Genomic DNA, 10,848 nt, shown 5'->3' with positions numbered 1-10,848 from the left:
GAAATGGCCAGAAGGGCTGCGGCAGTGAGAATGATCTTTTTCATTTTTGGTACTCCAGTATCGTCTTTTTTCCGTCCGTCTAGCGGCGTGTCTTGGAAATGAAATCGCGTCGTTCGGACAGCCCCGATGTGGGAGGGCAAGGTCGTCTTTTCCAATCACGAAGTTGTTCCGTGTGGACCATGAATCCCCACCTTGAAATTGTGCCAATGGAATCTAAGGATGCATTTTTCTTCTTCATATCAGTGTGTTAGGTGTAGCCACCTGATGGATCACTGACTGTTTCAGAGGCCCAGCGTTCACACCGTCCTGCACGCACCGTCAACAGAAACGAACCGTTCGGTTCGATTTTAGGGCGAGCTAATAGTCACTTTTCGAAACCATTAACCTTTTTTGACCCCCCGCGAAGGGTCGGATTCGGGAAGATCGCAGCCGGCAAATGGCCGCCCGGGAGGTGGGATCTCGGCCCGCGACGAGCTGCAGTAGCGTTTCGCATGCCGTGTCGCGCCGCATGGATACGATGTCGTTTTCATGCCGACGGCGCGCCCGCGATCGTGGTTAGATCATACCATCTCAGGTGCCGCTTCGTGACGACGAGGCGGAGAATTGGGAAGCCGGTCAGAATCCGGCGCTGCCCCCGCAACGGTGGTGGAGTTCAAGTCGCAACGGGAGACCACTGGGCAACCGCCTGGGAAGGTGTCGCGATGGTCCGCAAGGACAACTCCAGAGCCCGGAAACCAGCCCGAGATTTTTAGACTCGACTGATCGCGGTGGGCGGTCAAGAGGTGGATAGCGCATGTCCGGCACACAGCCGGCCTGTGTTTCAATCCTTCCTCCATCACCACCAGTTCAGTCCTTAGAAACGAGGACAGGACATGGATATCCGCAACGACATGCTGAGGCTCCTGAAGGGGCGCCGGCAAGGCTTTTCGCTGGAGCAGCCCTTCTACACCGATCCGGACTACTTCAAGCTCGACATGGAGCTGATCTGGTATCGCGACTGGCTGTTCATCGGCCATGATTGCGAACTGCCGAAGCCGGGCAGCTACATCACCGTGCAGGTCGGCGATTATCCGGTCGTCCTTGTCCGCGACCAGCACGGCAAGATCAACGCCTTCCACAATTCCTGCCGCCATCGCGGCAGCCGCGTGTGCAACACGGAGAAGGGTACCGCGGCAAAGCTCGTCTGCCCGTATCATCAGTGGACCTACGAGCTGGACGGCCGCCTGCTGTTTGCCCGCCAGATGGCCGACGGTTTCGACAAGAGTGATTTCGGCCTGAAGCCGGTCGCCTGCGAGAGCGTCGGCGGCTACATCTTCATCTGCCTGGCCAAGGAACCGGCAGATTTCGCGCCGATGCGGGCGATGATCGAACCCTATCTTTTGCCGCACCGGCTGCGTGAAGCAAAGATCGCCTTCGAGAGCACGATCGTCGAGAAGGGCAACTGGAAGCTGGTCTGGGAAAACAACCGCGAGTGCTACCACTGCGCCGCCAATCATCCCGAGTTGTGCAAGACCTTCCCCGAGGCTCCAACCATAACCGGCGTCCATGGCGCCGACAGCGACCCTGAAATGGTCGCACACTGGGCCAGATGCGAGGCATCAGGCTTGCCGAGCAAATTCCGCATCGATCCGGCAGGGCAGTACCGCGCCACCCGCGCGCCCTTGCTGCGCGATGCCGTCAGCTACACCATGACGGGAAAACGGGCGGTCCAGAAGAACCTGTCCGACAGCGTTTCAACCGACCGCATCGGCTCCTTGCTGCTCTATCACTATCCGACGACCTGGAACCATATCCTCGGCGACCACGCCGTTACCTTCCGCGTGCTGCCGATCAGTGCCACGGAAACCGCGGTGACAACGAAATGGCTCGTCCACAAGGATGCGGTCGAAGGCGTCGACTACGACCTCGCTGAGCTCACCCATGTCTGGACCGAGACCAACGACCAGGACCGCCGCATCGTCGAGGAAAACGCCTTCGGCATCCTGTCGCCTGCCTATGAACCAGGCCCCTATTCGGAGCTGCATGAGGGCGGCGTGATCCAGTTCGTCGAGTGGTACGCGTCGTTCATCGGGCCGCGCCTTGCCGAAGGCGGCCGGCCGGCCCTGCGCAGCGTCGCCTAGCCCAGGGGATAAGAGGATGAATGCGATGACGGACCTTGGCCTCTATCGCCATCTCGACCAGATGACGCCCTGGAACGACAGGCTGCAGGTGCTGGAAGTGATCGGCGTCAGCGACGAAGCGCCTGACGTGAAGACCTTCACCTTCCGCTCCGACAACCAGACCTGGTTCCGCTACAAACCGGGGCAGTTCGTGACTCTGGAACTGCCGACATCGGACGGGCCGCTGATGCGCACCTACACGCTGTCGTCCTCGCCGTCGCGGCCGTTCTCGATCGCGGTGACGGTCAAGGCGCAGGCGGGCAGCACCGGTACGCGCTGGATGTTCGACCATCTGACGCCCGGTTCGCACGTCAAGGCCTATGGGCCGACCGGCGACTTCTCGCTGCATAGCCACCCGGCCGCCAAATATCTGTTCATTTCGGCCGGTTCCGGCGTGACGCCGATGATGTCGATGCTGCGCTGGCTGAACGACTGCGCGCCATGGACCGATGTCGGCTTCGTCAACTGCGCGCGCCGCCCGGAAGAGATCATTTTCCGCAAGGAGCTCGAACTGCTCGGCAGCCGCATGCCTGGGCTGTCGCTCGGCTTCATGATCGAGGAGCGGTCGAGCCGCGAGGGCTGGTTCGGCCATATGGGCCGCATCGACGCGATCCGGCTGCCATTGCTGGCGCCCGATTTCCGCGAGCGCGAGATTTTCTGCTGCGGCCCCGATCCTTTCATGCGCGCCGTGCGTGGCATGCTGGACGCAGCCGGCTTCGACATGACGAAATACCATCAGGAAAGCTTTGCCGCGCCTGCCGTGGAGGAGATCCCGGCGCCGTTCTCGCCGCCGGCGGAAGACGGCGCCGCTGCCACCGTGGAGGCCGTGACACCGATCCGGTTCTCGCATTCCGATGTCGATGCCGAATGCGTCGCCGGCCAGACGGTGCTGCAGACGGCACGCGCCTCGGGGGTGCGGATTCCCGCCGCCTGCGAGTTCGGCCTGTGCGGCACCTGCAAGGTGAGGAAGGTCGCGGGCGACGTCGAGATGAGCCACAATGGCGGCATCCTCGATCACGAAATCGAGGACGGCTTTATCCTCGCCTGTTGCTCGAAGCCGCTTTCGGCGCTTGAAATCGAGGCGTGACCGGCAGGCACGGTCAGAGACTGTCCATGCCCGCGCGGCCTGCAGCTGCGCTCGGCCGGGCCTACGCCATCTTGCCAAAAACCCTGCAAATGGTTAGACGCCTGCAACGGTGGGGTTGACCGTAGGGGCCGAAGATCATCTCCGCGGCCTGCTTCGGCGGGGAGCAAACATGCGACAATCCGGCGTATATGCCATTGCCAGCAAGGATATCGTCTTTGAATCCTTCGATGGCGAAGCCGTCGTTCTCGACCTGACCACCGGTAAATATTTCGGCTTCTCTGATTCAGGCAGCAGGCTTTGGGATGCACTGTCGTCCGGCGTGCCTGCCTCCGAACTGGTCGGCGCCGCGACCGGGATTGGCGCCCTCGATGCCGCCGCGATTGACGGCTTTGTTTCACAATTGCTCGAATTCGGTTTGCTGGCGGCCGCAACCGATGGCGTGGCAAGACCGGTTCCCAGCGAATTGCTGGCTCAGCTCGCCGCTGCCGGCGAGCCCCTCAAGGTCGACATCCATGACGACCTTGCCGACCTCATTGTCGTCGATCCCATCCACGAGGTCGAGGAGCCCCTCGGCTGGCCCGCAGTGAAGCAGGCCAACTGAGGCGCCCGCCAGGCTCTCGTTGCCGGACAGCTCCGGAACAGGCAGACCATGCCAAACGTCACTCTCGAAAACCTGACTGACTACGCACGTCATGTCCTGGCGCAAGCGCAGAGCAGCGCCGCGCATTATCCACTGACCTGCAAGGTGGGCTTGCCGCATCTGGAGTTGACCACTCATGTGAGTGCCGGCGCGTTGGCGGATGCCTTCGCTCATGGCTTTGTCACGGCTGCGGACAACCGAGCGCCTGCCGACATCTGCCGCATCTTCGTCGCACATCCCGGCATTGACGGCATCGCGGCACCGGCCAGATGGGGCCAAGGACCCTTCACGCAGCATGGCTTCGCCACCAGGCTGGCGGAAGCCGGATTGCGCGGCAACCATTTCCATGACCTGGATTTCTGGCAGTTCTATGATCCGCAACGTCGCGTTGGCGTGCAATTGATGGCCTCGGCCGATGCCTTTCCACCGTGGGAGCCGGGAGCGCCGCTGCGCCCCTTCCTCCATTGGGAATATGCGGCACGTGGCATGCGGCTGGCCCATGCGGGGACGCTCGGCACCAAAGGCAGGGGCGTACTGCTGGCCGGCGCGGGCGGCGCCGGGAAATCCGGGACCGTCGCCGCCGGCCTCCTCCACGGGCTGGACAGCGTCGGCGACGATTATGTGCTGGTCGACCTCTCCAACGGCGTGACTGCCCGCCCGTTGTTTTCAACACTCAAGCAGGATCCCCAGGGATTCGCGCGACTTGGGCTGAAGCACCGGCTGAAGGCGCACGGTCCGCTCAACTGGCAAGGCAAGCATGCTTTTCACATTGACGACATTGCGCCACGGCCGGTGCCCGAAACTCTGGACATCGTTGCGCTGGTGGTGCCACATATCGGCGGAGGCGAGGCAAGTTCGATCGTGCCGGTGTCGCGCAGGGATGCCATGATTGCCTTGGCGCCGTCCGGCATAGCGCAGATGCCGGGCGAGCGGGAGAGCGGCTTTCGCTTCTTCAGCGACCTGACCCGCCTGCTGCCGTGCTATCGTCTGTCGCTGGGGACGCAGCCACAGGAGATAGCCGGCACGATTGCGGACTTTCTTGTGCGGGGCGCTTCGTGAAACTGAGCGTGATAATGCCCGTCTACAACCGTGAGCGCTATGTCGTTTCGGCATTGCGCTCGCTGGTGCGGCAGCGGGACGCCGCCGATCTCGACATCATCGTCATCGACGACGGTTCGACCGACGGCTCTGCTGAGGCCGTACGCTCGATGATGCGCGAAAACCCCTGCATCCGACTCTTCCAGCAATCGAACATGGGCGTGGCCAGGGCGCGCAACGCCGGGCTGCGGCAACTGCCGCCGGATGCGGAGTTCGTGTCATTCCTGGATTCTGACGACATCTCGCTGGCCGGACGGTTCAAGGCCGATCTCGCCCGCTTCGAGGCTACCTCCGGGCTTGAGCTAACCTATTCGCTGATGACGCTGGTCGACCGGATCGACGACGAGAAGCTCGAGCCGGAGGCGGACTGCTGTACCATGACGCTTCGCGGAATTTCGCTGAGCACCGCTCTCTTCAGTCGAACGCTTGTCGATCGCATCGGCCATTTCGACGAGGACTTTGAGCAGTCCGAGGACACGGATTATCTGTTGCGAGTCTTCGAAACCGGTCCGCGCTACGAATTGCCGAACACCGTCGCGATCTACTACCGACGCCACGCCGGAAATGTCACCAAGGAACATAGCGGCAGGGTCCGCAACCACTTGCGTGCAATCCACAAGTCGATGCGGCGGCGCAAGGCCGATCCGTCACGGCGAGAGGTCCAGGGCATCTTCGAATTGAAGAGTCCCGCCGATTGGCGGATGCCATGATGCTCGACACAATCGGCTCGGATCAGCCAAGCCCGCAACGCTGCTGGAGACGCCGATGAGGCTGAGCGTCATCATGCCGGTCTACAATCGCGAACAATTCGTTGGCCTGGCGCTGCGCTCGTTGCTCAGGCAGCGCGAAGACATCGATCTCGACATCATCGTCATCGACGACGGGTCGACCGATGGCTCGGCAGCCGTCGTACGGTCGTTAATCGACGAGGCCCCATGCATTCGTCTTTTCCAGCAGATCAATGGCGGGGTCACCAAGGCGCGCAATGCCGGGCTGAAGCAGTTGCTGCCGCAGACGCGTCTGGTGTCGTTTCTCGATTCGGACGACATCTCCCCGATAGGCCGCTTCAAGGCGGATCTCGCCTGCTTCGAAGAGGATCCTGGCCTCGAGCTGACCTATTCGCGCATGACGCTGGTCGACAAGATAGATGGCGAGACACTGGAACCGGCCGCCGACAGCCACTCCATCACCGTGCGGGGGATCCACCTGTCCGCCGGGATCTTCGCGCGAGACCTCATCGAGCGCACCGGTGGTTTCGACGAGGATTTCAAACAGGCCGAGGACACCGACTATCTGTTGCGTATCTTTGAGAGCCAGGCAAAATACGTTATGCCCGATACGGTGGCTCTCTATTACAGGCGTCATCCCGGCAACATGACCAAGGAAGCCGATGTGCCCTTTCGCGAGTTCATGCGCGCCATTCACAAGTCGATGAAGCGTCGCCGGGCCGACCCCAGCTTGCGCCGGGTGGAGGGGATTTTCGACTTCAAGGATCTCGCGCAGTGGCGGTTCCTTTGATGGCAGGCTACGGCGTCGTCATTCCGGCTTTCAACGCGGCCGCCACCATAGGCGCTGCCCTGAACTCCGTTCTGGCCCAGGCGGCAAAGGCGGAGGCCATCGTCGTGGTCGATGACGGTTCGACCGACGATACGGCCGCGGTGATCGATGCGATGAACCTGCCGGTGACGGTGCTGCGACAGGACAATACCGGACCCGGCAGCGCAACGACCCGTGGCATTGCGGCACTCTCGACGCCGCTCATCGCGACGCTCGATGCCGACGATTTGTGGCTGCCGGACAAGATCGAACAGCAACTGGCCTATCTCGGCCGTCATCCCGGGACAGCGGGCGTCTTTACGCATTGGCGGACGTTTCGCGGCGACAGCCCCGATTTGCCCGATGCGGCCAGTGGAGCCGGCTGGTCGCGCACGACGATGATGATCCGCCAGGAGGTGGTGCAGAGCGTCGGTCCCATCATCGACCCACCAGGCGGTCGCGGCGAGATGATCGACTGGATCGCCCGGGTTCGTGAGGCAGGCTTTGTACTTGCCATGCTCGACGACGTGCTTGCATTGCGCCGCATCCGTCCGGGCAGCCTTTCCTACGGCCGCGATCCGGCACGCGACCGGGGCTATATCCAGGTCGCAAGGCTCGCCATGCAGCGGCGGGCCCAGAACAAGGCGGGCTCCAGTTGAACGCCAGGCCTGTTCGCCGCATCAGCCGCCGCTTCCCGGACTATGGCTGGTCGTGGCCCACTGGCCAGTTGGACCTGTTGCTGAAGGCGGCGCTGCTCTCCGATGAGGACGCAGCCGCTGCCTGCGCCGCGCGCTGGCTCGACGAGAACGACATCGACCTCGTCTCGTTTCGAGAACATCGTCTGCTCGCCGCCATCTCCGACAGGTTCGGCAGAAAACTGGCCGGGCATACCGCGCACCCGCGCCTCGTCGGCCTGCAGAAGATGCTGTGGACGAAGTCGCGCATGGCGATGCGCGAGGCCGAGCCGGCGCTGAAGGCGATGGCCGACGGCGGCGCCGACATCATGCTGATCAAGGGCGCCAGCCGCATTGCCTTGAACGCGTCGGCGCAGCGTGGTCGGGTGGCGCATGACATCGACATACTGGTGCGCCCGCGCGACATGGCTGCCGTCTTCGACATCTTGCGCGACCGCGACTGGCAGATCGCCTCGGGCGTCAGCGCGCAATATCTGCGAACCCGGTTGGCGTCGCTGCGGTCGATGAACTTCTTCAAGGGCCGTTTCGGCGACATCGACCTGCACCAGCTCGGCTATGATGGGTCGCAGACGAGCGCGGAAGACGACCTGGCGATCTGGCAACGGGCGGTCCCGGCACAATTCAGCGGCGTCGCGGTCTTCGTGCCATCGCCGGCCGATCGCATGGCACTGGCCATCGCCCATGGCGGCCTCGACGCCCACACCCACAGCGACTGGCTTGTCGACTGCGCGGTCGCCATCCATGCCGAAGACGTCGATTGGGGGATGTTCCTCGACATCGTCGGAAGACGCGGCCTGGCGGTTCCAGCGGCGGTGGCGTTATCCTATCTGGCGTTCGAGATCGGCATTCCGGTGCCGGAACGGACAATGGCCAGAATCTTCGAGATGGCCGACCGGGCTGGCCTGTCGCGTTGGTCGTCGGTTCTGCAAGCCAAGCCGCGCACGGATTTCGGCGGCCTGGTCTGGCTGTCGCGCGGCCTTGCCAAGCAGTTGCGCCTGAAGCGGAAGAAGGGCCGGTTGCAGCAGGAGCCGCCCGCCAAACCCTGGCGCGGGAGACCGGCCGCGGGCAAGCCGCAAGCCGCATCGGCGCCTCTGGTGTTTTCGCAGGCCATCGCCTGTCCGCAAACGACCGGCGACATGATGCTCGACATCACCGTCAGGATCGGCGTTCCGCCGGTCCGGCGCCGCATCGAAATGGAGATCAATGACGGTGGCGAGCATATCGCTCGCCTGCGTGCCGTGGCTATCAGCCGATCCGGCAGGGAACGCGTGCTGCATTTTCGCGGCAAGGTGACGCTCGACGGCGCGCGAGTTGCCTTGACGCTCGAGGCGCGACCATCGCGACAGTTTCGCGAGTGGAACGACGCGGCCACGGTGGCCGCCTATGGCGCCTTGCCTTTCCAGTTGCTGTCGGCGGGTTTCTTGCCGATCGGCTGAAGGCGAATCCGACGAACCTTTCTCGCAAGGCGGCGTCCGCTCAAACTCCGTAGCGTTCGGTGCGGATGATTTCGGCTGCAACGCCGGCATCGATCAGCGCCTGGGCTGCCGCGGAAACGAAGGCATTGGAGCCGCAGACGAAGGCGATGCCAGGCGGCTCGGGCAGCCGCGCCATGGCTTGCGCCATCATCGCGACGTCCACCCGCCGCGCATAGTCGGCCGGGCGGCGTGCGGCTTCGCGGGTCAGTGTCAGCACCAGCTCGAAGCCGTCCTGACGCTCGTCGAGGGCGATCAGCTCGTCACGAAAGATCACTTCGTCCCAGACCCGGACCGAAACGACCAGGACGACGGGCACCGCTGAATTCCGTGCGGCGCGGTGGCGGATCATCGACATCAAGGGCACGACGCCCGAACCGCCGCCGACCATCACAAGCGGCCCACTCTCATCCTTCGGCCAGACGAAATGCCCGCCAAGCGGCCCGCGCAGTTCGATTTCGTCGCCAATTGCCGCGACTTCGTGGAAGAAGGGCGAAACCTCGCCATCGTCGAGTTGTTCGATCGCCAGTTCGATTGCGCCATTCGTTTCGGGCGCGGAGGCGATGGAATAGGAGCGGCGCGCCTGATAGCCGTCCGGCGCCGTCAGCCTGACGTCGACATGCTGCCCGGCGCGATAGGCGAAGGGCCGAGACGGCTGAAAAAAGAAGCTGGTGACACGCGGCGTGCGCTTTTCGATGCGGACGATGCCGGCTGTTTGCCAGGGCGACTGCACTGCCGCCGTATCGCTCACGGATCGTCCGTGTAGCGTTGCTCGCGCCATGGGTCGCCATAGATATGGTAGCCGCGCAATTCCCAGAAACCGGGCTCGTCGCGCGTGGTGAATTGCAGGCTGTTCAGCCATTTGGCCGACTTCCAGAAATAGAGATGCGGCACCAGCAGCCTTGCCGGGCCGCCATGATCCGGCGTGATCGGCTTGCCTTCGTAGAGCAGCGCGACCATGGCCTTGCCGGCGGTGAGATCCTTGACCAGCACATTGGTGGTGTAACCGTCGAACGCGTGCGCCAGCGTGAAGCCGGTCGGCGGCTCCACACCCGCGTCGGCAAGGATATCGTCGACCAGCACGCCCTGCCACGGCGTGTCGAACTTGGTCCATGCGGTCACGCAATGGATATCGCGCGTCATCTTGGTCAACGGCAGCGCGTTGAACTCGGCCCAATTCCATTTCTTGATCGGCCGTGGCCCATGTTTCAGCGTGAAAAACCAATCCTCGGTGCGCACGCGCGGCGTCGGACCGGCCGACAGCACCGGAAAACCCTGTTCAAGATATTGGCCGGGCGGGATGCGGGCATCGTCATCGGTTGGCGGGCGCCGTCCTGAAGAGAAACCTCGGGTGACCATCGCGGCAATCTCCTGCATCGGGCCGACATCAGCCTGATGCAATGTTCTCGAAGATGTCGTGGCGGGCAACCAAAATCTTGACGGGCGGAGGCCGGAGGGGATCGTCGCCGACGAACCCTGCCGGTCCCGTTCACGTCAAGGCCATTACTCAGCCATTGGCAAAAGGCACCGCGATGTAGATCTGAGCGTCGCCACGCTCGACCAGCAACAGCACCGACTTGCGGCCAGACTTGCCGGCTTGCGCGATTGCCTGGGTTACCTGCCTGGCGTTCTTAACCGGCACCTGATTGACGGCAACGATGATGTCGCCGGCCTGTATTCCGGAAGCGGCGGCGGCTTTGTCGGGATTGACGCTGGCAACCACCGCGCCGTGCTGCTTGCCGGCTAGGTTCATCTGCTGGCGAATGTCGGGCGTTATATCCATCAAGCCGAGCCCTATCGCCGGAGCGCGCCCGGCACTGGGCGTGTCGGACCCGTCATCCAGCGACGCGGTCTTCGCATCGGCGCTGTTCTGGCCGACATCGACGGAAATCCGCATCGGCTTGCCTTTGCGCCAGACATCGACCGTTTCCGTGGCGCCCGGCGCGACATCGGCGACCGCCCGCGACAGGTCCTTGGGGTCCTTTACGTCCTGCCCGGCAAAGCTGGTGATGACGTCGCCCGTCTCGATGCCGGCCTTGGCCGCCGGCGAGCCGTCATTGACCTCTGAAACCAGCGCGCCGCCGGGATGGTCGAGCCCGATGGCGCTCGCGACATCCGGTGTCACCTCCTGGATCTGAACGCCGAGATAGCCGTACTGGAT

Annotated in this window: 11 protein-coding genes and 1 riboswitch; of the genes, 8 read left to right on the top strand and 3 right to left on the bottom strand. The window is 63.3% G+C overall.

Features of this window, described 5'->3' with window-relative positions; all coding sequences use genetic code 11:
* Positions 1-555: 555 nt before the first annotated feature.
* Positions 556-758, top strand: a riboswitch (cobalamin riboswitch).
* 114 nt (positions 759-872) lie between these two features.
* From EN925_RS08545 to EN925_RS08510, 8 genes are all read left to right on the top strand, one after another.
* Positions 873-2,120 (top strand): aromatic ring-hydroxylating dioxygenase subunit alpha, encoded by a 1,248-nt coding sequence (locus tag EN925_RS08545; protein ID WP_063169810.1) that lies wholly within the window; start codon positions 873-875, stop codon positions 2,118-2,120.
* A 25-nt stretch (positions 2,121-2,145) separates the two neighbouring features.
* On the top strand, positions 2,146-3,246 hold the full coding sequence (locus EN925_RS08540; protein WP_127368351.1) for a hybrid-cluster NAD(P)-dependent oxidoreductase: 1,101 nt from the start codon (positions 2,146-2,148) through the stop codon (positions 3,244-3,246).
* A 169-nt stretch (positions 3,247-3,415) separates the two neighbouring features.
* Positions 3,416-3,847 (top strand): PqqD family protein, encoded by a 432-nt coding sequence (locus tag EN925_RS08535; RefSeq protein ID WP_013528271.1) that lies wholly within the window; start codon positions 3,416-3,418, stop codon positions 3,845-3,847.
* 48 nt (positions 3,848-3,895) lie between these two features.
* On the top strand, positions 3,896-4,945 hold the full coding sequence (locus EN925_RS08530; RefSeq protein WP_127368350.1) for a serine kinase: 1,050 nt from the start codon (positions 3,896-3,898) through the stop codon (positions 4,943-4,945).
* Positions 4,942-5,694 (top strand): glycosyltransferase family A protein, encoded by a 753-nt coding sequence (locus EN925_RS08525; RefSeq protein ID WP_027160995.1) that lies wholly within the window; start codon positions 4,942-4,944, stop codon positions 5,692-5,694. The genes EN925_RS08530 and EN925_RS08525 overlap by 4 nt, the downstream gene beginning before the upstream one ends.
* A 55-nt stretch (positions 5,695-5,749) precedes the next feature.
* The gene (locus tag EN925_RS08520) at positions 5,750-6,502 is read left to right on the top strand and encodes a glycosyltransferase family A protein (RefSeq protein ID WP_127368349.1); all 753 of its coding nucleotides are present in this window, start codon (positions 5,750-5,752) and stop codon (positions 6,500-6,502) included.
* Positions 6,502-7,179, top strand: coding sequence for a glycosyltransferase family A protein (locus EN925_RS08515; protein WP_127368348.1), 678 nt, complete (start codon positions 6,502-6,504; stop codon positions 7,177-7,179). Before EN925_RS08520 ends, EN925_RS08515 begins: the two co-directional genes overlap by 1 nt.
* The gene (locus EN925_RS08510) at positions 7,176-8,651 is read left to right on the top strand and encodes a nucleotidyltransferase family protein (RefSeq protein WP_027160997.1); all 1,476 of its coding nucleotides are present in this window, start codon (positions 7,176-7,178) and stop codon (positions 8,649-8,651) included. Before EN925_RS08515 ends, EN925_RS08510 begins: the two co-directional genes overlap by 4 nt.
* 40 nt (positions 8,652-8,691) lie before the next feature.
* Here EN925_RS08510 and EN925_RS08505 read toward each other — a convergent pair whose 3' ends face one another.
* The 3 genes from EN925_RS08505 to EN925_RS08495 form a co-directional block, all read right to left on the bottom strand.
* Positions 8,692-9,438: an FAD-binding oxidoreductase gene (locus tag EN925_RS08505; RefSeq protein WP_128336456.1), complete on the bottom strand. Its 747-nt coding sequence runs from the start codon at positions 9,436-9,438 to the stop codon at positions 8,692-8,694.
* On the bottom strand, positions 9,435-10,046 hold the full coding sequence (locus EN925_RS08500; protein WP_127368346.1) for a molybdopterin-dependent oxidoreductase: 612 nt from the start codon (positions 10,044-10,046) through the stop codon (positions 9,435-9,437). The genes EN925_RS08505 and EN925_RS08500 overlap by 4 nt, the downstream gene beginning before the upstream one ends.
* A 148-nt stretch (positions 10,047-10,194) precedes the next feature.
* A partial coding sequence (locus EN925_RS08495; RefSeq protein WP_128336454.1) for a PDZ domain-containing protein occupies positions 10,195-10,848 on the bottom strand: 654 nt, incomplete at its 5' end.

It is taken from the genome of Mesorhizobium sp. M7A.F.Ca.US.006.04.2.1, from assembly GCF_004022915.1.
Taxonomy (GTDB): Bacteria; Pseudomonadota; Alphaproteobacteria; order Rhizobiales; family Rhizobiaceae; genus Mesorhizobium; species Mesorhizobium ciceri.
This window is presented reverse-complemented; position numbering and strand designations above follow the sequence as displayed.